Below are 22,174 nucleotides of genomic sequence, written 5' to 3' on the forward strand. Positions count from 1 at the left end.
AAAAAGCACTTCAAATGAAGTGCTTTTTTATTGGGTAGAGCTTTTGTTTAGGTCTTGCTTAGCCAAACTCACCGATAGAGCGCTCTTTAGCCCAATCCCGCAGTACAAATTTTTGTAGTTTACCTGTTGAGGTTTTTGGAATTTCCGTAATCACGACATCCTTAGGTACTTTAAAGCGTGCTAGATGTTCTTGGCAAAAGCTGATGATTTCTTCAGGAGTCACAGATTTCCCTTCTTTAAGTTCAATAAAGGCACAAGGGACTTCTTGCCAGCGTGGATCGGGTTTGGCTACCACAGCAGCAGTAAGAATGGCTGGGTGTCGATATAGCACTTCTTCGACTTCTAAAGACGAGATATTTTCGCCGCCTGAAATAATGACATCTTTGGAGCGGTCGGTAATTTTGGCATAACCATCAGGTTGGCAAACCGCCAAATCACCTGTATGAAACCATCCACCTTTAAACGCTTCTGCTGTAGCTTCTGGGTTTTTTAGATAGCCTTTCATGACAATATTGCCACGGAACATGATTTCCCCCATGGTTGTGCCATCTTTAGGCACGGGTTCTAAGGTCTCTGGATCAAGAACTTTCATACCATCTTGTAGCGGATAAGGAACCCCTTGACGCGAGTGAAGTTGAGCCTGTTCTTGAATACTTAATTCACTCCAACCTGCTTGAGAAGCACAAAGTGCTGAAGGTCCATAAGTTTCCGTGAGGCCATAGACATGGGTGACATTAATGCCAATATTACGCATCCCTTCAATAATCGCAGCAGGCGGCGCTGCACCTGCCACCATGACTTCAACGCGATGTTCAAATTTAATCTGTTTCTGTTCTGGGGTGTTAATCAGCATAGATAAGACAATTGGAGCACCACAGAAATAATCGACCTGATGTTCAGCAATCAGTTTAAAAATGAGTTCAGAATCTACCTTGCGCAAACAAATATTAGTACCACCATTGGCTGCCATGGTCCAAGCAAAACACCATCCATTGCAATGGAATAAAGGAAGGGTCCATAAATAAGTCGCTCGAGGTGTCATACCGCAAGCGATAATGTTGCTCGCTGCATTAATATATGCTCCGCGATGGTGATAAACCACGCCTTTAGGATTACCTGTGGTACCTGAGGTGTAATTTAAGCTAATCGCATCCCACTCATCATTTGGTAAATGCCATTCAAATTCTGCATCGCCTTCTGCTAGCCAATCTTCGTATTCAATTTGCCCAATTGGGGTAGAAAAGCATTGCTCATATTCTTCATCATCCACATCAATCACGTAAATTGAATGGGAAACCAAGCTTAAAGCTTCTTTCGCCAGAACAGCAAATTCAGGATCAACCAAGAGGACTTTAGTTTCGGCATGCTCTAGCATGAACGCAATGGTCTTGGCATCTAAACGGGTATTGAGGGTATTCAATACCGCACCAATCATTGGTACAGCAAAATGAGCTTCAATCATCGCAGGAATATTGGGTAACAACACTGAAACCGTATCGTTTTTACCAATCCCTAATTTTTGCAACTGATGTGCAAACTGACGGCAACGATTATAGGTTTCTCGCCAACTAATATGTCGCTTGCCATGAATAATTGCATCTTGATGCGGATAAATATAAGCCGCACGCTCTAAATAGCGCAGTGGGGATAATGCAACAAAATTCGCAGGGGTGCGCGGTAGTTCATCATAGGCAGCGACCATCTAATAACTCCATGTATATTTATTATCATCGATGATTTAAAGATAAGCCTTTCATAATCGACATGCATTTATGCTTTAGTCGAGTGGTTGTTTATTTATAAGGTAATGAATTTTATGTAAAAATAATTAAAAAATACTATTTAGTGAATGTGAATTCATAAATATGATTAAATTCAATCATATATGAAAAAGTTAAATATGTGTTTATTTTTTAATCTTGTTTGTCAATATAGAAAACTCTTGCGGATAAAAATGTACATGCATGACATCAAGATTAAAAATCATTCCAATGGGTTCAAATGTATCAAAAATGACAATTTTCTGATTCGGATAAGATTTATAGAGCGAAAAGGTTTTATCCAACCCTGAACCCGTGTAAAATTCTTAGCAGTTTTTATCCACCGTTTTTATCTTTTGAGGTTTTACCTCGATCATAATCTCGCGGTGACATGCTCCATTGTACGGGGCATCACTCCTTAAGGATTTTCTATGCCTATTATTACTTTGCCAAATGGCGATCAAAAACAATTTGATCAAGCTGTTTCTGTAATGGACGTTGCTTTAAGCATTGGTCCAGGTCTTGCTAAAAATACTGTTGCAGGAAAAGTCGATGGTCGTTTAGTCGATGCATCAGACTTGATCACCACGGATGCAAGCCTTCAAATTATTACACCAAAAGATGATGAAGGCGTTGAAATCATTCGTCACTCTTGTGCGCACTTGGTAGGTCACGCAGTTAAGCAGCTTTTCCCAGAAGCAAAGATGGTGATTGGTCCTGTCATTGAAGAAGGTTTCTACTATGACATCTGGATGCCACGTCCATTTACATTAGATGACATGGCAGCGATCGAAGAGCGCATGAAAAAGCTCATCGACCAAGATTATGATGTCATCAAAAAAATGACCCCACGTGATGAAGTGATTGCAGAATTCACTGCACGTGGTGAAGAATACAAATTACGCTTGATTGCGGACATGCCGAATGAAACTCAAATGGGCTTGTACTACCATCAAGACTATTTGGACATGTGCCGTGGTCCGCACGTGCCAAATACAAAATTCTTAAAATCATTCAAGCTCACTAAAATCTCTGGTGCTTACTGGCGCGGTGATGCGAAAAATGAACAGTTGCAACGTATCTACGGTACAGCATGGGCAGACAAGAAACAGCTTGCTGCTTATATTAAACGTATTGAAGAAGCTGAAAAGCGTGACCATCGTAAAATTGGTAAAGCTTTAGACTTGTTCCATATGCAAGAAGAAGCACCGGGTATGGTGTTCTGGCATCCAAACGGTTGGACTATTTACCAAGTGCTTGAACAATACATGCGTAAAGTTCAGCAAGACAATGGTTACCTCGAGATTAAAACACCACAAATCGTAGATTTCACTTTGTGGGAAAAATCAGGTCATGCGGCAAACTATGCAGACAACATGTTTACGACTCATTCTGAAAGTCGCAACTATGCTGTGAAGCCAATGAACTGTCCTTGTCATGTGCAAGTATTTAACCAAGGTTTGAAATCTTACCGTGATTTGCCAATTCGCTTAGCTGAATTTGGTTCGTGTCACCGTAATGAACCATCAGGTTCATTGCATGGCATTATGCGTGTACGTGGTTTTACCCAAGATGATGCTCATATCTTCTGTACTAAAGAGCAGATTGGGCAAGAGGTTGCAGACTTTATTAAGCTCACTTTAGAGGTTTATAAAGACTTCGGCTTTGAAGAAGTGCAAATGAAGTTGTCTACACGCCCAGAAAAACGTGTGGGTGATGATGCACTTTGGGATATGGCGGAAAAATCTTTAGCAGATGCTTTAGATGCGGCAGGTCTTGCTTGGGACTTACAACCAGGTGAAGGGGCATTCTACGGTCCGAAAATTGAATTCTCGTTGAAAGACTGCTTAGGTCGTGTATGGCAATGTGGTACAATTCAATGTGACTTCAACTTGCCAGAGCGTTTAGACGCGTCATATGTCACAGAAGACAATGACCGTGATCAACCTGTAATGTTGCATCGTGCAATTCTTGGCAGTTTTGAACGTTTTATTGGTATACTTATTGAACACTATGCTGGCTTTATGCCACCTTGGTTAACACCAATTCAAGCATGTGTTATGAATATTACTGATTCTCAAGCGGAAGCTTGTGAGTCTGTAGTAGCGAAACTTAAAGAAAACGGTCTCCGTGCGATTTCAGACTTGAGAAATGAGAAAATCGGCTTTAAGATTCGTGAACGTACATTAGAGCGTATTCCTTACTTACTGGTTCTTGGAGATCGAGAAGTAGAGGAAGGTACTGTAAACGTCCGTACCCGCTCAGGAAAAAATTTGGGTACTATGTCAATCGACGCTTTCGTTGACTTAGTAAAAGCAGCCGTTGCCGAACGCGGCCGGTACATTGTGGAGTAACAGCGATTAAACAGCCTGACCGTAATCAACAGGGCGGTAACAAATCAAACCGTCCTGCTTTGAATGATGAAATTCGTGCGAAAGAAGTTCGTCTTGTAGACGAAAATGGTGAGCAAAAAGGTATTGTTAGCTTGGCAGATGCATTACGCGCTGCTGAAAGTGTTGAGCTTGATCTTGTTGAGATCGTAGCAAATGCTGAACCACCAGTTTGTAAAATCATGGACTTCAATAAGCATTTGTTTGATCTGAAGCAAAAGCAGAAAGAAGCGAAGAAAAAACAGCATCAAGTACAGGTGAAAGAAATCAAACTCCGCCCAGGTACTGATGTTGGTGATTACAACGTAAAATTACGTGCAATTATCAAGTTCCTTGAAGAAGGCAATAAGGTAAAAATCACATTACGCTTCCGTGGTCGTGAAATGGCTCACCAACAGTTAGGTTTGGCTCAATTACAAAAAATTGAAGCAGATGTGGCTGAAGTTGGTATTGTAGAGCAAGCACCAAAAATGGAAGGTCGTCAAATGGGTATGTTACTTGGTCCTAAAAAGAAAAAGTAATGATCCTTTGATCTTAAAAAGCACTGCCTATGCAGTGCTTTTTTATTGCCTGAAGATTGGTTTGGTTCTAACGGTGGAGGAGAGCTTATAATCTTGCCTGAAACACACATAAACCATCTATTTCCAGATGAATCTGAATATTATTGAACTGAGCTTGTTTTAGACTAAGAATATGCTCGGTTTGTGTTGTACAAAGTGGCTCTTATAGCTTGATTAGATTGGGAATATTCATGGTTTTATGCATTTGTGTAGCGTATTTTTATATGAATAAGTGTTAAACAGTTTATAAAATTACATCAAAATAATCATGTCTAATTATGCTATGGTGTATCCCAAAGAAGTGAATAAACAAAGGAAATAACAATGATCGACTTGTATTATTGGGGCACGCCCAACGGTCATAAAATTACGATTGCTTTAGAAGAAATGGGCTTGGAATATCAAATCTTCCCAGTCAATATTTTAGAAAATGATCAATTTCAGCCTGATTTTTTACGTATCTCGCCTAATAATAAAATTCCTGCCATTGTTGATCAAAATGGACCGAAAGGTGAGCCGATATCGGTATTTGAATCAGGCGCGATCTTGCAATATTTAGGTCGAAAAACAGGCTTGTATTATCCAACAGATGAACAAGAGCGAGTGGAAGTTGAACAGTGGTTAATGTGGCAGATGGGCGGTTTAGGGCCAATGTTAGGGCAAAATCATCATTTTAGTCGCTTTGCACCTGAACGAATTCCCTATGCGACAGAACGTTACGTGAATGAAACTAAACGTTTATACGGCGTATTGAATAAGCAGTTGATTGGTCAAAAATATGTAGCTGGAGAATATTCGATTGCAGACATGGCAATATTACCGTGGATTTTGCGCTACGAGTGGCAGCAGATTCAATTAGAAGATTATCCTTATGTTAAGGAATATGTCGAGCGTTTGACCGCACGTCCAGCCGTTCAGAAGGCTTTAGCAATTAAAGTTTAAAGTTTTGGGTAGATAGTTTAAAAGCTATCTACCTCCAGTTATATTCCTAACAGGCTTAAATTTATATATTTTGGATTTACGTTTCTCTGTTAATACTTCTTTTGCACGATAAAGTAAATCGCCATTTAGAGTGATGAACCAGTTATAAAATAGTGCACGTATATTGATACTTAGATGTCTGATTTTCTTAAGATTGCCATGAATTAGATCCTTAATTTGCTGTGTATTGAAATTGATATTCTCGAAACTATGTGCAAACTTATTTCTAATCTTTCTTAAGCCTTCAAGTTGTTAGTATTCATTCTCCTCAATTAATCCTAATGCGTGACATAAATGGATTTTTGACGAAAATTGACCTATGGGAGCATTGAATCCATCTAAAAGTTTTTTGCAGATTTTGAATCACTTAAGAATGAATACAGAATTTGCGTTAACTGCTCTTCGAGTATAGCGGCAGCAATTAAAGTTGCTCCTCGATCTGTTTCTGGATAAAACGATTGGATTTTTGAAGCATTTTCAAAAATTTCAGGGTGTTTTAATTTCATTTCGTCCTGATATTTGTTCCATTCATCCATGTGTTCTTCCTGTATTTGTGTTCGCATCATTGATAGGCGGTATCCTTTCTCAGGTTGAGTCCCTCAGTATGTTAATATCTGTTTCTTACCCAGCATTTTTTTGTGATTTTCAAACCTGAAAATCAGTAGGTTGTGATGAAAGCATTTTTTTTAAATTTAACTCGAATTATTGAAGCAAATCCTAAAATTTATATCAGTATTATTGTCGGAATTGCAGGGTGTTGTATGCTATTCGTCGCAGAAGCAGTGCATGTTCAAAAAATTGTTGAGTTGCTCAATACTCGGGATCAAGCCATATTGCGGACTGCCATTGAGCCGATTGCAAATAAATATACTGTGGCGCGTAGTTTATTATTGGTGTTCTCATTTATTTGGTCAGGTTATGAATACTTAGTGACAAAGAAAAAGCTGGGTCTATCTTCATAACATTATGTGGACTTTAGGGCTTTTATTTCTTTCGGCCTTTGGTGCAGCCACTTTACTGCCTTTGCAGTCTGAGGCGGTGTTATTGGGATTGTTGGCAAATGGAAGTTATTCTGCGGGATTACTCATAGCGGTAGCCAGTATCGGTAATATTTTAGGCTCATGTGTCAATTGGTATTTGGGCTTTAAGATTGAACACTATAAGCATAAAAAATGGTTTCCCGTCTCTGAGCAGAAAATGCTGCAAGCACAAAAAATTTATCAGAAATATGGTTTTTGGTCGTTATTGTTGAGCTGGATGCCAATTATTGGAGATCCCATTACTCTGATTGCGGGGCTGCTCAAAGAAAATTTTCTACGGTTTTTGTTGATGGTGTGTGTAGCAAAAACAGGCCGATATTTTGTACTTTACCTTGTTTTTGTTGGATGGTTTTAACTGGAAAAGCTGTTTTAGCTATTAAAAAGATAGGGAGGAAAACACATCCTCCCTAGAGCTTACTTATGAGCATTGATTGAGTTTGAATTGAATTTCATCCTTAAAGCTCGATTTTTTATAGAGCCATAAGGTGCTAGCAGTACGCTTCACTGTAATCTGGCTTTTGGAAACTGCTTGTACAATATTTTGGTCAATTGCATAAACACCAGAACCTTGATTGATTTTCACTTTCTTGACTGTACCGTGTTTATCTACTTTAAAGCTAAACTTTATTTTACGGTCATGTTGATTAAGCTCATCACGACTCAGTTCAAGTTGGGGTTGATTTTTGTAGGCAAATTTAACTTTTTGTTGCTGTTGTTGCGCCATCCAATTTTTCGAATTAAAGCTGTAGTTACAGTCTGATTGATCGTGTTCCAGATTTAAACTAAAGGTTTGATAACCAATAATTGGCAGCACGGTATCTTCAATTTTGTAAGGTTGAACATGTGCCTGACGTACAGCTTGAACTAAAATTTCGTCTAAGTTTTTTAAACCTGTACTTTCTTGAACACTGGCTTGGGTAATTTTTCCTGTTTCATCAGCATAAATACGTAAGATTGCCGCACGATTCTGCCCTTTTAAATCATCATTGTTATATTGTGGCTGTGGGAAAGTCGTCCATTGAATACGTGTGGTTAAATGAGCGGGTAGTGCAGTAGTTTTTTGTACTACCAACTGTGAAGTTTTGGATGTTTCTGCACTGTGGCTCTGTACAAAAGGGAAACTGAGAATCAGGGAAAAACAAAGCAGTTGTTTCATAAGGTTAGATAGGACATTCGTTCAAGAATGCTCATGCATAATGGTGGCTGAATTATCGCCCAGTATTTCCTGATTTGAAAATACTGGCAAGTCTAAATTCATGTTTTATTGGTCTTTTCCTTGGGTAATATCTACACCAAATAAATCGGAAGTTTTTAACCAACTCAGTCCCACCACAAGCATGGTCATACATCCGCCAAACACTGTTGCCATAATGGTGCCCATATATTTGGCTGCAAGCCCAGATTCGAAAGCACCTAATTCATTGCTACTGGACACAAACATACCGTTTACCGCTGCCACACGCCCACGCATATTTTCTGGTGGGTAAATTTGCAAAATGGTTTGTCGAACGACTACGGAAATGCTGTCACAGGCCCCCGTCATGGCTAAAGCAAATAAGGAAAGCCAGACATGATTGGAAAAGGCAAAGACGAGTGTGAAAAGCCCAAATCCAGCCACAGCCAGTAGCATATTGCGCCAAGCATGACGTGTCGGTGGAAATCGGGTCAGGGCAATCATGGTGATCAGTGCGCCAATTGATGGAGCTGCGCGTAAATAGCCCAAGCCTTCAGGACCTATTTTTAAGATATCTTCAGCGAAAATAGGGAGGAGGGCAATTACACCACCAAATAAAACAGAGACGAGATCAAGTGAAATCGCCCATAAGACAATTTTGGTTTTCCGGATAAAACGGAATCCATCGCCTAAGCTGGCCCATAGATTTTCAGTTTCAATACTGGGAAAGCTGCGTTTTTGTAATAGGTTAATCAGGATAAAACAGAGGCTCAGCAATACAGCAACGCTGAGTAAACTGATTTCTCGACCAAGAAATGCCAACATAAAACCACCCAGCATTGGACCTAAAATTACACCACTTTGCCAGCCAATGGTGGTCCATGTAGCACCATTGGCATACAATTCACGTGGAATTAAAAAGGGTTTTAATGAAGTGGCAGATGGGTTGTAAAATCCACGAATGGTACCTAAAGCAAAAATAACAGCATAAATGCCCCAAGATAAGCTTGTTACACCAAGATACCCTAAGCCAAAAGCATGAAATAAGCCCCATAAAACGAGGGGCAGTGGTACTGCGAAGAACAGGCAGATTTTCATGATGTTTTGTTTGTTAAAACGATCAGCAAAATAACCACCCCATAGCGAAAGAGCAATAAAGGGAATGGCTTCGGCGAGTCCAATTAAACCAAGCGTTAGCGGATCTTTGGTAATTTTATAGAGTGAATATGCCACGATAATTTCTTGAATCAGAATGGCGAGGGTTAGGCAAAATTGATTTAAGGTTACAATTGAGAAATCGCGATAGCGTAATGCAGCAAAAGCATCAGGTGTTGGCTTCATAATATTTGGATTTTATCGTCATATGATTATTATAGAGGTAATTTTTTATGGTTAAACTAAATAATTGTCATATTTAAGACTAAACAAGTATTCAATTCTGAGAATGGATTTATTCCCTAATTAATACGGTTTTTGCTTTTGTTTTGTACAAAGATGATTTAGAATAGCGCCTTCCTTACCTGCAGGTCGTTTTGCAATGGTGCATACGTGCCGAACAGGTGTTTAAAGAGGTTGTTATGGCTAAGTTAAAAACTCGCCGTGGTGCAGCTAAACGTTTCAAAGCGACTGCAAACGGTTTCAAGCGTAAACAAGCGTTCAAACGCCACATTTTGACCAAAAAATCTGCTAAGCGTATTCGTCAATTACGCGGCTGTGTAATGGTTCACGTAAGTGACGTTGCTTCAGTTCGCCGTATGTGCCCATACATCTAAGGAGATTTATAAATGGCTCGTGTAAAACGTGGTGTACAGGCTCATCGCCGTCATAAAAAAATTCTTGCTCGTGCTAAAGGTTACTACGGTGCTCGTTCACGCGTTTATCGCGTAGCGTTCCAAGCAGTAATCAAAGCGGGTCAATACGCTTACCGTGACCGTCGTCAGAAGAAACGTCAATTCCGTGCTCTATGGATTGCGCGTATCAATGCTGGTGCTCGTCTAAACGGTTTGTCTTACAGCCGCATGATCGATGGCTTGAAAAAAGCTCAAGTGATCATCGACCGTCGCGTACTTGCTGACATCGCTATGCATGATGCAGTTGCATTTGCTGCTTTAGCTGAAAAAGCTAAAGGCGCATTAGCTGCTTAATCATCTTCCGATGATTTAAAAAGACCGCTTTATGCGGTCTTTTTTATTGTGTAATTTCTATAGAAAGGACAAGTGTTACATAATTTGTCTTTAAATGAACAGGACTTAGTTGCCTAATAAAAACAAGTCATTATAAAAAGGAATAGGGCGATGCTTGCAGAAATTGTTGGTGTGGATCAGGCGCGGATCACTGTAAAGCTAGAAATGATTCCAAGAATTGGTGAATCTGTCAAAATTATGTATGGACCGGATGCACAGTTAGAAGGAGAGGTGGTCGCGGTACAGCATTATATCAATCAGCATGCCGATGAGCATAAAGTGCGTATTGAGATACGCCCCTTTAATTTGTTGATTACCTCCTGATCTAATTTGTTTTTACTGTACTTTAATAAATTTTTAGAAAAATAGGTTTCTGATTCAATTGAGTGATTTAATTATTTATTATGAATTAATCAAAGGCCACATGATGTGGCCTTTGATGTTTTTATAAACCAAAATAATAAGCCGCAATACAAATAATGACGGTAATCAGGATGAGCTTGAATACGGCAGAAGAACCAATTTTATGAGGATGATGCGGCGTGGATGATGTTGACGTTGTAGTCGTAGCAGAGGCACCTTCTAAGGGATTATTAATCGCAATCGAAGTTAGTTGCGCTGTTTGATAGTGGTTGGCAACTTTCACAATAAATTTGGCTTGAAGATCTTCGAGTTTTTGCGAAAAATGGCGTAGGTTAAGTTGCTCATCAGCACTGAGAAGCGAGCCATCTTCGTGTTGAGGGTGTTGTAATTTATTTTGGATGTAATGATTGAGTGCTTCGAGTCGGTAAAGAGATTTATGTGCAAAATCAGCAGGATAATCCGTCGGGATTAAAGCGAGTTTCTGTGAATCAAATGCACTTTCAGCTTCAGTATTTATTTTTCTAACATAGCCATAATACGGAAGATTTGATTGTGCAGGCTCGATAAAACCTTCTGTTAAAGGACTATTGAATAATTCAGTTTGTGTATAGCTTTGAATATCATCCCAATTTGGGCGTTGCAAATCTGCATCAATACGTTTAGCAAGTTTAGAATTCAGTTCAAAGCGCCAGAAAGTTTCCTGACGTAAAGGATTTTGCTGTGCGATTGGTGCTTCAAAATCATTGTCTGCGTTATACCATTCCGCTAATTCTTTACCCAAAATCCAAGCTGTTTTCTTGTTGGCTTCATGGCTGACAATGAAATGGGCAAAAGGGAGTAGCTCAACATTGGCATTTGGATTTTGTTCATCATTTAATAGGCTTGAACTGTGTAAGCTTAGGTGTTTGGTGCCCTGTTTTTTGAGACCTTCTAGCCAAATTTGAAAATGCTGTGCCAGTAAATGCTGTGAGATAAGATCTCGAAAGGCGAGGAGGTGTTGATCAAAAATAGGATGCTGTTTCCAACGATTAAAACTCAGCTCTTTATTGAGGAATTCATTGCCATAAGTAACGAGGGTGAGCTGTTGTTTCCAAATTTGATCGAGGGCCATAGATATTGATCTCTTTGCAAGTGGGTTTATCTTATACTTTTTCTAATTTCGGATGTTAATCAAATTTTCCTTAATTGGAAACGCATCAATCTTGTTAAAAACTGATAGAATATCTGGTTTTATCTTATTATTAAACTGTTGCTTTGAGAGTTACTATGTCACTGGAAGCCCTGACCACCGAAGCGCTTGCTGCCATTGCAGCAGCTCAAGACCTTGCCGCCCTCGATTTGGTTCGTGTGCAATTTACAGGGAAAAAGAGCCAGCTTGCAGAACAATCGAAAGCCTTGGGTAAAATGGACCCTGAGGAGCGTAAAGTTCAGGGTGCTGCAATTCATGCTGTGCGTGAAGCGATCAATGCGGCATTGACTGAACGTCAAACACAATTACAAAAAGCGGCGTTAGAACAAAAGCTTGCAAGTGAAACGATTGATATTACTTTGCCTGGACGTGGTCAAACCATCGGAAGTATTCATCCAGTTACCCAAGTTCAGGAACGTATTTGCCAGTTCTTTACGAAAGCAGGATTTACTGTTGCGACAGGCCCAGAAGTTGAAGATGACTATCATAACTTTGAAGCATTAAATATTCCGGGGCATCACCCTGCTCGTGCGATGCACGATACATTCTATTTTGATGCAAATCATTTGTTGCGTACGCATACTTCAGGCGTTCAAATCCGTACCATGGAAACTACGCAACCGCCAATTCGTATTGTATGTCCAGGTCGTGTATATCGCTGTGACTCAGATCAAACGCATTCGCCAATGTTCCATCAAATTGAAGGTTTATACGTTGCGGAAAATACCAGCTTTGCGGAACTGAAAGGTTTATTGGTCAATTTGCTGAACGAATTCTTTGAAAAAGATTTGAAAGTTCGTTTCCGTCCATCTTACTTCCCATTTACAGAGCCGAGTGCAGAAGTGGATATTATGGATGAGCGTGGCAAATGGTTAGAGGTTTTGGGTTGCGGTATGGTGCACCCAAATGTCTTGCAAGCTGCGGGTATTGATCCTGAAAAATATAAAGGCTTTGCATTTGGTCTGGGTGTAGAACGTTTTGCTATGTTGCGTTATGGTATCAACGACTTGCGTATGTTCTATCAAAATGATGTGCGTTTCCTACGCCAATTTGCTTAATAGTTTAAACAGTTATTTGAGATTTATTGAAATCCCCCCTAAATCCCCCTTTATAAAGGGGGACTAGTCTACCTAAAACGGTAGTGTGTTTTTCCCTCTTTTAAAAGAGGGTTAGGGGAGATTAAGGACATTGAATTTATGAAAATTAGCGAAAATTGGTTGCGCACATGGGTCAACCCAGCTATTGATGGCGAAACGTTATCTGATCAATTGACCATGCTAGGTCTAGAAGTTGATGATTTATCTCCTGCAGCAAAACCATTTACAGGTGTTGTAGTAGGTGAAGTGCTTACCGTGGAACAACATCCTGATGCAGACCGTTTACGTGTCACTACCGTAAATATTGGTTCAGGTGAGCCTTTGCAAATTGTATGTGGTGCACCGAATGTTCGCGTGGGAATGAAAGCTCCTGTAGCGACAATTGGTGCAGTGCTACCAGGCGATTTTAAAATTAAAAAAGGCAAATTGCGTGGTATTGAGTCACAAGGGATGTTGTGTGGTGCTTCGGAAATTGATCTAGAAGATAAAATTGATGGTCTTTTAGAGCTTCCAGCGGATGCACCTGTTGGTGGAAATATCCGCGAATATCTAGACTTAGATGATCATGTGATTGATATCAGCATTACGCCAAACCGTGGCGACTGCTTCAGTATTCGTGGTATTGCACGTGAAATTGCAGTCATTAACCAAATGACTGCGGTTGCGCCAGAGATTAAAGAAGTAGTTGCGACTATTGCAGATGAGAAAAAAGTTGTTGTCACTACTGAAGGTTGCCCGCGTTATTTAGGTCGCGTAATCAAAAACGTAAATACCAAAGCACCAACACCAGAATGGATGGAGCGTGCGCTTGCGCGTTCGGGTATTCGTCAGCACAGTATTTTGGTTGATATTACCAACTATGTGTTGATGGAGTTGGGTCAACCATTACATGCATTTGATGGCGGAAAAGTTCAAGGTGCAGTTCACGTGCGTCAAGCAACAGCAGCGGAAAAATTGGTGCTGTTAAATGAACAAGAAGTTGAACTTAATGAAAAAGTAATGATTATTGCTGATGATGAAAAAGCATTGGCAATAGCGGGTATCATGGGTGGTTTATCATCTTCGGTAACCGATGAAACGACTGAAATTTTCTTGGAATCTGCATTCTTCGCGCCGTTACATATTGCTGGTCGTGCGCGTAGTTTTGGTTTGCATACTGATGCGTCGCAGCGTTATGAACGTGGCGTAGACTTTGAATTACCAATGATAGCAATGCATCGTGCATCACAATTGATTGCTGAGCTTGCCGGTGGTGAATTTGGTCCGATTACTGTTGCAGAACAAGCAGAAGTTTTGCCTAAGCGTGAAGCGATTGAGCTTAAGCAGGCACAAGTCGATCAACTGTTGGGTTATCGTGTAGAAGGTGAATTTATTGCTGATGCATTAACCCGTTTAGGTTGTATTGTGACGGTTAAAGCGGAAGGTCAGTGGTCTGTTGTTCCGCCATCACACCGTTATGATATGGCCATTTATCAAGACTTAATTGAAGAAGTTGCTCGTATCCACGGTTATGACAATATTCAAATCAGCTTACCTGTAATTGATGCACAACTTGCCAAGTATCAAGATCAATTTGAAATCGCACAATTACGTCAGACTTTAGTGACTTTGGGTTATCAAGAGGCGATTAGTTTTAGCTTTGCTGATTTGAAACTTGAAAAACAGCTCAATCCAGCGGTTAATCCATTGGCCTTGGCAAACCCAATTTCAAGTGATTTGGCTGTTATGCGCTCAACATTGCTTTCAAGTTTAATTCCTTGTGTGCAATACAATATTAACCGTCAACAAAGTCGTGTGCGTTTCTTTGAGTTGGGTTTGCGTTTTGACTATCAAGATGCCAGTAACATCCATGATTTAAAACAGATTCCAACATTAGCCATGATTGCTGTAGGTGCGAAGCAAGCAGAATCTTGGCATGCTAAACCACAAGCAATGGATTTCTTTGACTTTAAAGGTGAAGTGGAAGAACTATTAGCAGCAGGCCGCATCAAAGTAGAATATACTCGTTCTGAGCGAGTGTGGTTACATCCAGGCCAGTCAGCGGAAATTATAGTGGATGGTCAATCAATTGGTTATTTAGGTCGTTTACACCCAACGCTAGAAGCAGAATTAGATTTGGGTACAACTTGGGTGGCTGAACTTGATCAAAAGGCCCTTTTGCAAACTTATGTATCTAATTTTACAGAATTATCACGTTTTCCATCGGTTAGACGTGATATTGCGCTTTTAATTAGTGATAAGATTAATATTGGTGAAATTCAGCAACTTATCACTAAAACTGGTGGGGAGCTGTTAAACTCGAATTGGCTCTTCGATGTATATACAGGACAAGGGGTTGAAGCAGGTAAACGCTCATTGGCATTTGCACTGTTATGGCAACATCCTTCACGAACATTAGAAGATGCCGAAATCAAATCGGGTATGGATACAATCATTGAAGTGTTGCAAAACACTTATCAGGCGACATTGAGGGCTTCATGACAGCATTAACTAAAGCAGAAATGGCTGATCATTTAAGTGAGCTCACGAGTTTAAACCGTCGTGAAGCAAAACAAATGGTCGAATTATTCTTTGATGAAATAAGCCAAGCGCTTATTTCTGGAGAACAAGTTAAACTTTCGGGTTTCGGGAACTTTGAGTTGCGTGATAAGCGTCAACGACCAGGTAGAAATCCTAAAACGGGTGAAGAAATTCCGATTTCTGCCCGCCGTGTTGTAACATTTCGCGCAGGTCAGAAGTTTAGACAGCGTGTTGGGAAAGAGCAGATCGATTGATCTGCTTTTTTTATTATTGTGAGATTAATCTGATTTGTTGAAATTATTGATATTCTGCCGTGTGCAGTAAATTTCAGACATAAAAAAAAGAGAGAACGTAAGTTCTCTCTTTTTTGCTACGTAATCGTAAAGATTAGTGAGCAGCAGAAGCAGCAGCGTCAGCAGCAGAAGCAGCAACTTCAGCAGCAGAAGCAGCAACTTCAGCAGCAGAAGCAGCTTCAACAGCAGCAGCATCTACAGCAGCAGAAGCTTCAGAAGCAGCAGCAGTAGCTTCAGACGCAGCAGAAGCAGCAGCTTCAGCAGCAGGAGCTTCTTCTTTTTTAGCACAGCCAACGAAAGCTAAAGTAGTAGCAACTGCAGCAGCAATAGCGATTTTTTTGAATAACATGGCATCACTCTCTAAAAATATGAGATTAAAAAAAACCAAGGTCAGCTGTTATGTGCTTTTATTATTCCTAAATTTGTTAGGTAGTAACAATGCAGGAGCAGCTTAACTGGTCTGCGAATATGCTATCACTGCCTATTTTGAATTACTACTAGTTTGTGTGAAAAAAAACCAAAAAATGAGCAAATAAATGCTGTTTTTTAACAGAAAATAACAATTAAACATGTGCTTTATATTGGAGAAGTACTTATTAAGTTTATAAAATTAAAGAGGTTTTTAATGCCATTTATTTAACAATCAAATATTTGCAACTGTTGTTACATAGCTTAAAGTGAATTGTGTATTTATGTTAATAAAGTCAACCAAATAAAAAGGCCACTTATAAAAGTGGCCTTTTTATTTCATGTGTCAAATTAATTGGTTGCTTTACGTTTCATTTGATCAAAGAAATCATCATTGGTTTTAGTTTCTTTCATACGATCCAATAAGAATTCCATTGCCGCCAATTCATCTTGGGTATGAAGTAACTTACGTAAAATCCATACCTTACGTAAATTATCTTCAGACATTAGACGCTCTTCACGACGCGTGCCTGACTTTTTAATGTTCATAGCAGGGAATACACGCTTTTCAGCAATACGGCGATCAAGGGTGATCTCTTGGTTACCAGTACCTTTGAATTCTTCGTAAATGACTTCATCCATCTTACTGCCTGTTTCAATTAAGGCAGTTGAGATAATGGTTAGCGAGCCACCTTCTTCGATATTACGTGCAGCACCAAAGAAACGCTTCGGACGTTCAAGCGCATGAGCATCTACACCCCCTGTTAATACTTTACCAGATGAAGGTACCACAGTGTTGTAAGCACGAGCCAAACGGGTAATTGAGTCAAGTAGAATCACGACATCTTTTTTGTGTTCAACCAAACGTTTTGCTTTTTCAATCACCATTTCAGCAACTTGAACGTGGCGCGCTGGAGATTCATCAAAAGTAGAAGCAATAACTTCACCGCGTACCGTGCGTTCCATTTCAGTCACTTCCTCAGGACGTTCATCAATGAGAAGAACGATCAAGAAGCATTCAGGGTTGTTACGTACAATCGATTGCGCGATGTTTTGTAGCAACATGGTTTTACCCGCTTTAGGTGGAGCAACGATAATTGAACGTTGACCTTTACCAATTGGAGCAACCAAATCTACAACACGGGCAGTTAAATCTTCAGTGGTACCGTTACCTAACTCCATCACCAATTGTTCAGTTGGAAATAATGGTGTTAAGTTTTCGAATAAAATCTTATTGCGCGAGTTTTCTGGTGTGTCGAAGTTAATTTGATTCACTTTTAACAGGGCAAAATAACGTTCACCTTCTTTTGGTGGGCGAATCGTTCCCGTAATGGTGTCGCCCGTGCGCAAGTTAAAGCGACGAATTTGCGAAGGGCTCACATAAATGTCATCTGGTCCAGCAAGATAAGAACCTGCGGCAGAGCGTAAGAAACCAAAACCATCTGACAGAATTTCGAGAACGCCATCACCAAAGATCTCTTCGCCATTCATCGCATGACGCTTTAAGATGGCAAAGATAATATCTTGCTTACGGTTACGCGCCATTCCTTCTAGGCCCATAAACTCTGCAATTTTGATGAGTTCGCCAATTGGTTTTTTCTTGAGTTCGGTTAAATTCATAGGTGGTCAGATAGAATCAAAAATTCTAGAAACAGGTTGGAAAGGGAGCAACATTCGGTCGCATACAGTAATAAAATGACGGCATTGTATTAATACAATAACAACGCGGTGGTCTGATAAATTGTTGCGAAGAGAAAATGTGTGAAACAATTTCTGTTGCCGAACGGCGATCTTATGTGTTGTGTCTTGTAAGAAAAAGACGGACTTGAAATCCTTTCTTTCTTGAGCATGAAATATAAGAGAGATTCTTGACTTTGTCAATTTATAGACGAAAAAAATGCGCTATTGGGTATAGCGCATTTGGTCTAATTGCAAAGTTTGAATTAGATGTGGTCTTCAATGAAGGCTGTTAATTTTGATTTTGGTGCTGCGCCAACTTGTTGTGCAACAACTTCACCATTTTTAAACATTAATAATGCCGGAATGTTGCGAATGTTGTAATTCACGGCTGTTGCTTCACAAGAAGTCACATCAACTTTTACAATTTTCACTTTTCCTTCGTATTCGTTAGCAAGAACTTCTAATACAGGGGCAATCGCTTTACATGGTGCACACCAGCCTGCCCAGAAATCAACAAGAACGGGAGTATCTGAATTTAAAACATCTGCTTCAAAGTTTGCATCTGTAGTGTTGATGATATTGCCTGACATGGAATATGCTCCAAAAATTTTATTAAAAGATAGCTAATGGCTCTAAGTATTACATAGCCATCTTTAACAATGTAGTGTTAGATGCAAATTTTCAGCCTTTCGATCAAATTTGTCTAATTGGTGCTCACGATGATGCTGATCGTGTAACACAATTGTCATATATGCTCAAAAATAAAAAGCTCAATATTTAAAAGAGATAAATGGCTTTTAAATTGCATGTATGTGCATTACTCTAGGCTCAATTCTGTACAGGTTTATTTGAAGAATGTCTGATTTTTTAATTGATGAAGAATTACTTGCTGCCATCGATATGGGGTCGAACAGCTTTCACCTTGCGATTGCGCGTGTAGACCATGGTGAAGTCAAAAAAGTTGCATCAATGTCAGAAAAAGTTCAGTTAGCAGCTGGACTTGATGAAAATAAAAACTTAACTGAAGCTGCGCAACAACGTGGTTTGGCATGTTTAGCCCGTTTTGTGGGGCGCTTAAGTTCAGTTCAGCCCAATCGTTTGAGAATTGTGGCAACCAATGCATTACGTCAAGCCAAAAATGGTCATGAATTTATTCAAAAAGCCGCAGAAATCTTACCTAAACCGATTGAAATTATTGCAGGTCGTGAAGAGGCGCGTCTGATTTATTTGGGTGTTTCTCACACTATGGCAAACAGTGGTCGTCGTTTGGTGATTGATATTGGTGGTGGTTCGACTGAGCTGATCATTGGTGAAGAATTTGAACCGATACACACTGAATCTTTACAAATGGGCTGTGTCGCGTTCACTAAAGCATATTTTCCCGATGGTGAAATTAATCAAAAAAGCTTTGACAAAGCTGTGGTTGCAGCACGTAAAGAGTTATCTGCAATTGCCAATACTTATAAAGAAGCAGGTTGGGATACTGTTGTTGGATCGAGTGGTACCATTAAGGCGTGTCGCCAAATTGCGGTTAATATGGGTTGGAGTAATGAGCAAGAAAATCTGACGCGTGAAGGGCTAGAAAAACTTAAAGAAAAATTACTTAAATACAAACATATTTCAGAAATGGAGTTTGATGGTCTTAAGGAAGACCGTCGAGCAGTTTTGCCAGCTGGAATTGCAATTTTGTGTGCAGTATTCGAGTTGTTAGAAATTGAAGTTTTGGTTTATTCGGATGGCGCATTAAGAGAAGGCGTCATGTACGACTTATTGGGTCGTTTCCAACATGAAGATATTCGTGACCGTAGTGTGCAAGCCCTAATGGGACGCTATGGTGCAGATCCGAAACAAGCTGAGCGAGTTGTTAAAACTGTACAGCATTTATTTGATGGTGTAGCAAAACCATTGAATTTAACCAGCGATGACAGTGACTTACTGCGTCGTGCGGCATATTTGCATGAGATTGGATTGGCGATTAGTCACGGTGGTTATCATCGTCATGGGGCCTATTTATTACAACATTCGGACATTGCAGGCTTTTCACAGATTGACCAAAATCAGATCTCACATTTGGTTGCAAATCACCGTCGCAAGTTGCGTAGTGATGGAAAAATTGATGTTATGAAGGTCGGTGGTAGCAAACTTGTGCATCTATGTCTATTGCTTCGATTAGCAGTTTTACTAAATCATAGTCGTAGCGATGCGATGCTTCCTGCCATTGAATTAAGTATCGGCAATGCGCAACAATGGCAACTCTGCGTTTCTGGTGATGCCAAACAATGGCCTTTGCTTGTTGCAGATTTGCATGATGAACAAATGCAATTCAAGCATTGGGATATTGAATTGAATATTCAGTCGGAACAATTTATCGATTAACACTGTTTGGTTAATTTAGGGATAATGGTCGACCTATGAAAAATAAAGCTGCTCAATCTAAAGCATGGACAACAGTCCAAATTGCGCGTCATCCAGACCGTCCGCAATTTTTGGACTATGTTGGTGAAATCTTCACTGAATTCGATGCTTTACATGGAGATCGTTTGTTTGGTGATGATGGTGCGATGGTCGGTGGCTTAGCGCGTTTTGACGGCAAACCAGTTATGGTAGTCGGTCAACACCGTGGTCGTAGCACTCGCGAAAAATTAAAACATAACTTTGGGATGAGTAATCCTGAAGGTTATCGTAAAGCACAACGTTTGCTCGATATGGCAGAGCGTTTTAATTTACCTGTATTCACTTTTATTGATACTATGGGCGCTTACCCAGGTGTTGGTGCTGAAGAACGTGGTCAAGCAGAAGCGATTGCGACTAGCCTCGCACAACTTTCAAATTTGAAAGTCCCAGTTATTGCAACTGTTTTGGGTGAAGGGGGTTCAGGCGGTGCTTTAGGTATTGGTGTTGCTGACCGTGTGGTTATGCTGTCACACAGTATTTATTCAGTAATTTCACCTGAAGGCTGTGCATCGATTTTGTGGAAAACTGCTGAAAAAGCAGAGCAGGCCAGTGAAGCATTGGCTTTAACTGCTGATCGTTTACAACAACTAGGTATCGTTGAATACGTGGTTGATGAAGGCCAAGGTGCGCATTTAAACCCTGAACAAGTCATGGAAAATTTAAAGCTCGTACTCAAACAAGCATTGGATGAGTTACAGCCAATGGATGCCCAAGAACGATGCGAAGCACGTTACCAACGTTTAATGAAGTTTGGCAGCGACAATTTAGGTCTAACGTCTTAATACAGGCGCAGACCTTTACAGAACAAAGTTCTTATCTCATAGGATGTAGTGGTGGTGTGGATTCCATGCTGCTACTGCATCTTATGTCGTTTTTATTCCCACAAAAAACCAGAGCCATTTATGTTGATCATCAACTGCAAAGTATGAGTTCAGCTTGGGGGGAGTTTGTCCTGAATGCCTGTCAGCAATTGCAGGTTCCATGCAGTATTGTTCCTGTTCATGTGGCTGAAGGTAATTTAGAAAACCAAGCACGTAATGCTCGATATCAAGCCTTTGCAGAACATTTAAAAAATAATGAGGTTCTGGTTTTAGCCCATCATCAGCAAGATCAAGCTGAAACTTTGATGTTGCGACTGCTTTCTGGCGCTGGAGTACAAGGCTTATCGGCGATGTCTGTGGTCGATGTACGTCCACAAATGACACTTTGGCGACCCATGCTAGAACTGTCACGTGAGCAGATTTGCCAATGGGCGGTTCAGTTGGATGTGCAAAATATTGAAGATCCAACCAATGCCAATCCAGATTATGATCGCGCTTGGTGTCGTGAAATTTTATGGCCTGTTTTACAACAACGCTTCCCCAAAATGCAGCAAGCGCTGAGTCGTACCAGTATTTTAATGCAAGATGCAGATGAAATATTGGCTGAGGTATTAGCCTTTGATTTGGAAAAATGTGGCAATCCATCTTTGCTGAATATTGAACCGTTAAAGATGTTGTCGGTGGCTAGACAACGCCAACTCCTTTCGCATTGGATGCAAGGTGAAGCGACTTATCGCCCAAATTTTGCCATGGTGCAACGTCTGCAAGCAGAAGTGATTGAGGCAAAACAGGATGCTCAGGCGGCATTACATTGGCTGGGCTATTACTATGTTCGCTATCAACAACAAATCTTTCGTTTGACTGAAGATACATATTTGGCTGAGCAGCGTTCTTCTGTTTTGGCCACACAAATGCAAATTTTCGAACTTAATCAGACCGTATCTTTATTCTCAGGACAGTATTTGATTCAAGAGCAAGCCCTTGGATTATCAAAAGAACTGTTAGGTAAACAACTGATTTTCTCTCCACGAGTCGGTGGTGAAAAAATTCATCTGCATGGGCGGGTGGGGAGTTGGCCTTTGAAAAAAGCGCTACAACAAGCACAAATTTTTCCTTGGTTGCGTCATACAATTCAAATATTAAGCATAGATAATGTTATGCTAGGGGTTTTTACACCCAAAGGTTTTTGGTTAGCACAGTCTGAATATCTTGTAGTGGATGGATGGCAGCCGAAATTAGTTTCAGGGCAATAGAATACTCA

At 40.2% G+C, this 22,174-nt stretch carries 22 protein-coding genes; 14 read left to right on the forward strand and 8 right to left on the reverse strand.

Going from position 1 to position 22,174, the window contains the following annotated elements:
- Positions 1-58: 58 nt before the first annotated feature.
- Positions 59-1,702, reverse strand: coding sequence for an acyl-CoA synthetase (locus F4W09_RS11045; protein WP_016166134.1), 1,644 nt, complete (start codon positions 1,700-1,702; stop codon positions 59-61).
- 489 nt (positions 1,703-2,191) lie between these two features.
- Here F4W09_RS11045 and thrS point away from each other — a divergent pair, with 489 nt between their 5' ends.
- From thrS to F4W09_RS11060, 3 genes are all read left to right on the forward strand, one after another.
- The gene (thrS, locus tag F4W09_RS11050) at positions 2,192-4,114 is read left to right on the forward strand and encodes a threonine--tRNA ligase (protein ID WP_151504834.1); all 1,923 of its coding nucleotides are present in this window, start codon (positions 2,192-2,194) and stop codon (positions 4,112-4,114) included.
- Between the two features lie 5 nt (positions 4,115-4,119).
- Positions 4,120-4,671 carry a translation initiation factor IF-3 gene (gene infC, locus F4W09_RS11055; RefSeq protein WP_081401218.1) on the forward strand — a complete coding sequence of 184 codons (552 nt, stop codon included), beginning with the start codon at positions 4,120-4,122 and terminating at the stop codon, positions 4,669-4,671.
- Positions 4,672-5,034: 363 nt separating this feature from the next.
- Positions 5,035-5,652 carry a glutathione S-transferase N-terminal domain-containing protein gene (locus tag F4W09_RS11060; RefSeq protein ID WP_151504835.1) on the forward strand — a complete coding sequence of 206 codons (618 nt, stop codon included), beginning with the start codon at positions 5,035-5,037 and terminating at the stop codon, positions 5,650-5,652.
- Positions 5,653-6,029: 377 nt separating this feature from the next.
- On the opposite strand, the gene F4W09_RS11065 is transcribed toward F4W09_RS11060, so the two are convergent.
- The gene (locus F4W09_RS11065) at positions 6,030-6,257 is read right to left on the reverse strand and encodes a hypothetical protein (RefSeq protein ID WP_151504836.1); all 228 of its coding nucleotides are present in this window, start codon (positions 6,255-6,257) and stop codon (positions 6,030-6,032) included.
- Positions 6,258-6,359: 102 nt separating this feature from the next.
- On the opposite strand from F4W09_RS11065, the gene F4W09_RS11070 reads away from it, so the two are divergent.
- Both F4W09_RS11070 and F4W09_RS11075 read left to right on the forward strand, forming a co-directional pair.
- On the forward strand, positions 6,360-6,653 hold the full coding sequence (locus F4W09_RS11070; protein ID WP_026441025.1) for a hypothetical protein: 294 nt from the start codon (positions 6,360-6,362) through the stop codon (positions 6,651-6,653).
- Between the two features lie 4 nt (positions 6,654-6,657).
- Complete coding sequence (locus tag F4W09_RS11075; protein ID WP_151504837.1) at positions 6,658-7,086, forward strand: YqaA family protein; 429 nt, start codon at positions 6,658-6,660, stop codon at positions 7,084-7,086.
- A gap of 63 nt (positions 7,087-7,149) precedes the next feature.
- Here the strand turns inward: F4W09_RS11075 and F4W09_RS11080 are convergent, their stop codons facing one another.
- Together F4W09_RS11080 and F4W09_RS11085 are read right to left on the reverse strand one after the other, a co-directional pair.
- Positions 7,150-7,887 carry a TonB family protein gene (locus F4W09_RS11080; protein ID WP_151504838.1) on the reverse strand — a complete coding sequence of 246 codons (738 nt, stop codon included), beginning with the start codon at positions 7,885-7,887 and terminating at the stop codon, positions 7,150-7,152.
- A gap of 105 nt (positions 7,888-7,992) precedes the next feature.
- Entirely contained in the window at positions 7,993-9,246 is a 1,254-nt protein-coding gene (locus F4W09_RS11085; protein ID WP_151504839.1) for an MFS transporter, read from the reverse strand.
- Positions 9,247-9,482: 236 nt separating this feature from the next.
- On the opposite strand from F4W09_RS11085, the gene rpmI reads away from it, so the two are divergent.
- The 3 genes from rpmI to F4W09_RS11100 all read left to right on the forward strand — a co-directional run bounded on the left by rpmI (position 9,483) and on the right by F4W09_RS11100 (position 10,412).
- Positions 9,483-9,677, forward strand: coding sequence for a 50S ribosomal protein L35 (gene rpmI, locus F4W09_RS11090; RefSeq protein WP_001096359.1), 195 nt, complete (start codon positions 9,483-9,485; stop codon positions 9,675-9,677).
- Between the two features lie 12 nt (positions 9,678-9,689).
- A complete protein-coding gene (gene rplT / locus F4W09_RS11095) occupies positions 9,690-10,049 on the forward strand; it encodes a 50S ribosomal protein L20 (RefSeq protein WP_004675688.1) in 360 nt (119 codons plus the stop codon).
- Between the two features lie 150 nt (positions 10,050-10,199).
- Entirely contained in the window at positions 10,200-10,412 is a 213-nt protein-coding gene (locus F4W09_RS11100; RefSeq protein ID WP_016166123.1) for a hypothetical protein, read from the forward strand.
- Positions 10,413-10,533: 121 nt separating this feature from the next.
- Here the strand turns inward: F4W09_RS11100 and F4W09_RS11105 are convergent, their stop codons facing one another.
- Positions 10,534-11,562 carry a hypothetical protein gene (locus F4W09_RS11105; RefSeq protein ID WP_151504840.1) on the reverse strand — a complete coding sequence of 343 codons (1,029 nt, stop codon included), beginning with the start codon at positions 11,560-11,562 and terminating at the stop codon, positions 10,534-10,536.
- Between the two features lie 155 nt (positions 11,563-11,717).
- Between F4W09_RS11105 and pheS the strand changes: the two genes are divergently transcribed.
- From pheS to F4W09_RS11120, 3 genes are all read left to right on the forward strand, one after another.
- Positions 11,718-12,698: a phenylalanine--tRNA ligase subunit alpha gene (gene pheS, locus F4W09_RS11110; protein WP_151504841.1), complete on the forward strand. Its 981-nt coding sequence runs from the start codon at positions 11,718-11,720 to the stop codon at positions 12,696-12,698.
- A 138-nt stretch (positions 12,699-12,836) separates the two neighbouring features.
- Positions 12,837-15,218 (forward strand): phenylalanine--tRNA ligase subunit beta, encoded by a 2,382-nt coding sequence (gene pheT / locus F4W09_RS11115; protein WP_151504842.1) that lies wholly within the window; start codon positions 12,837-12,839, stop codon positions 15,216-15,218.
- Positions 15,215-15,511 carry an integration host factor subunit alpha gene (locus F4W09_RS11120; protein ID WP_016166119.1) on the forward strand — a complete coding sequence of 99 codons (297 nt, stop codon included), beginning with the start codon at positions 15,215-15,217 and terminating at the stop codon, positions 15,509-15,511. Before pheT ends, F4W09_RS11120 begins: the two co-directional genes overlap by 4 nt.
- Positions 15,512-15,644: 133 nt before the next feature.
- On the opposite strand, the gene F4W09_RS11125 is transcribed toward F4W09_RS11120, so the two are convergent.
- The 3 genes from F4W09_RS11125 to trxA form a co-directional block, all read right to left on the reverse strand.
- Positions 15,645-15,899 carry a hypothetical protein gene (locus F4W09_RS11125; RefSeq protein WP_044738951.1) on the reverse strand — a complete coding sequence of 85 codons (255 nt, stop codon included), beginning with the start codon at positions 15,897-15,899 and terminating at the stop codon, positions 15,645-15,647.
- Between the two features lie 410 nt (positions 15,900-16,309).
- Positions 16,310-17,578, reverse strand: a complete 1,269-nt coding sequence (gene rho, locus F4W09_RS11130) for a transcription termination factor Rho (RefSeq protein ID WP_016166117.1) — start codon at positions 17,576-17,578, stop codon at positions 16,310-16,312.
- Between the two features lie 323 nt (positions 17,579-17,901).
- The gene (gene trxA / locus F4W09_RS11135; RefSeq protein WP_016166116.1) at positions 17,902-18,228 is read right to left on the reverse strand and encodes a thioredoxin; all 327 of its coding nucleotides are present in this window, start codon (positions 18,226-18,228) and stop codon (positions 17,902-17,904) included.
- 265 nt (positions 18,229-18,493) lie between these two features.
- Here trxA and ppx point away from each other — a divergent pair, with 265 nt between their 5' ends.
- Genes ppx through tilS form a run of 3 tightly spaced genes read left to right on the forward strand, consistent with a single transcriptional unit; the run spans position 18,494 to position 22,166 of the window.
- Positions 18,494-20,014 carry an exopolyphosphatase gene (gene ppx, locus F4W09_RS11140; protein ID WP_044738950.1) on the forward strand — a complete coding sequence of 507 codons (1,521 nt, stop codon included), beginning with the start codon at positions 18,494-18,496 and terminating at the stop codon, positions 20,012-20,014.
- 35 nt (positions 20,015-20,049) lie between these two features.
- Entirely contained in the window at positions 20,050-20,874 is an 825-nt protein-coding gene (locus tag F4W09_RS11145) for an acetyl-CoA carboxylase carboxyltransferase subunit alpha (RefSeq protein ID WP_044738949.1), read from the forward strand.
- On the forward strand, positions 20,811-22,166 hold the full coding sequence (tilS, locus tag F4W09_RS11150) for a tRNA lysidine(34) synthetase TilS (protein WP_151504843.1): 1,356 nt from the start codon (positions 20,811-20,813) through the stop codon (positions 22,164-22,166). The genes F4W09_RS11145 and tilS overlap by 64 nt, the downstream gene beginning before the upstream one ends.
- Positions 22,167-22,174 lie beyond the last annotated feature (8 nt).

The sequence above is a fragment of the Acinetobacter tandoii genome (assembly GCF_008867985.1).
GTDB lineage: Bacteria > Pseudomonadota > Gammaproteobacteria > Pseudomonadales > Moraxellaceae > Acinetobacter > Acinetobacter tandoii.

Excerpts from the sequence above, each read along its gene's own strand:
- F4W09_RS11045 (WP_016166134.1), bottom strand. The coding sequence starts at position 1,702 with ATGGTCGCTGCCTATGATGAACTACCGCGCACCCCTGCGAATTTTGTT.
- thrS (WP_151504834.1), top strand. The coding sequence starts at position 2,192 with ATGCCTATTATTACTTTGCCAAATGGCGATCAAAAACAATTTGATCAA.
- F4W09_RS11060 (WP_151504835.1), top strand. The coding sequence starts at position 5,035 with ATGATCGACTTGTATTATTGGGGCACGCCCAACGGTCATAAAATTACG.
- F4W09_RS11065 (WP_151504836.1), bottom strand. The coding sequence starts at position 6,257 with ATGATGCGAACACAAATACAGGAAGAACACATGGATGAATGGAACAAA.
- F4W09_RS11075 (WP_151504837.1), top strand. The coding sequence starts at position 6,658 with ATGTGGACTTTAGGGCTTTTATTTCTTTCGGCCTTTGGTGCAGCCACT.
- F4W09_RS11080 (WP_151504838.1), bottom strand. The coding sequence starts at position 7,887 with ATGAAACAACTGCTTTGTTTTTCCCTGATTCTCAGTTTCCCTTTTGTA.
- F4W09_RS11085 (WP_151504839.1), bottom strand. The coding sequence starts at position 9,246 with ATGAAGCCAACACCTGATGCTTTTGCTGCATTACGCTATCGCGATTTC.
- rpmI (WP_001096359.1), top strand. The coding sequence starts at position 9,483 with ATGGCTAAGTTAAAAACTCGCCGTGGTGCAGCTAAACGTTTCAAAGCG.
- rplT (WP_004675688.1), top strand. The coding sequence starts at position 9,690 with ATGGCTCGTGTAAAACGTGGTGTACAGGCTCATCGCCGTCATAAAAAA.
- F4W09_RS11100 (WP_016166123.1), top strand. The coding sequence starts at position 10,200 with ATGCTTGCAGAAATTGTTGGTGTGGATCAGGCGCGGATCACTGTAAAG.
- F4W09_RS11105 (WP_151504840.1), bottom strand. The coding sequence starts at position 11,562 with ATGGCCCTCGATCAAATTTGGAAACAACAGCTCACCCTCGTTACTTAT.
- pheS (WP_151504841.1), top strand. The coding sequence starts at position 11,718 with ATGTCACTGGAAGCCCTGACCACCGAAGCGCTTGCTGCCATTGCAGCA.
- pheT (WP_151504842.1), top strand. The coding sequence starts at position 12,837 with ATGAAAATTAGCGAAAATTGGTTGCGCACATGGGTCAACCCAGCTATT.
- F4W09_RS11120 (WP_016166119.1), top strand. The coding sequence starts at position 15,215 with ATGACAGCATTAACTAAAGCAGAAATGGCTGATCATTTAAGTGAGCTC.
- F4W09_RS11125 (WP_044738951.1), bottom strand. The coding sequence starts at position 15,899 with ATGTTATTCAAAAAAATCGCTATTGCTGCTGCAGTTGCTACTACTTTA.
- rho (WP_016166117.1), bottom strand. The coding sequence starts at position 17,578 with ATGAATTTAACCGAACTCAAGAAAAAACCAATTGGCGAACTCATCAAA.
- trxA (WP_016166116.1), bottom strand. The coding sequence starts at position 18,228 with ATGTCAGGCAATATCATCAACACTACAGATGCAAACTTTGAAGCAGAT.
- ppx (WP_044738950.1), top strand. The coding sequence starts at position 18,494 with ATGTCTGATTTTTTAATTGATGAAGAATTACTTGCTGCCATCGATATG.
- F4W09_RS11145 (WP_044738949.1), top strand. The coding sequence starts at position 20,050 with ATGAAAAATAAAGCTGCTCAATCTAAAGCATGGACAACAGTCCAAATT.
- tilS (WP_151504843.1), top strand. The coding sequence starts at position 20,811 with ATGCGAAGCACGTTACCAACGTTTAATGAAGTTTGGCAGCGACAATTT.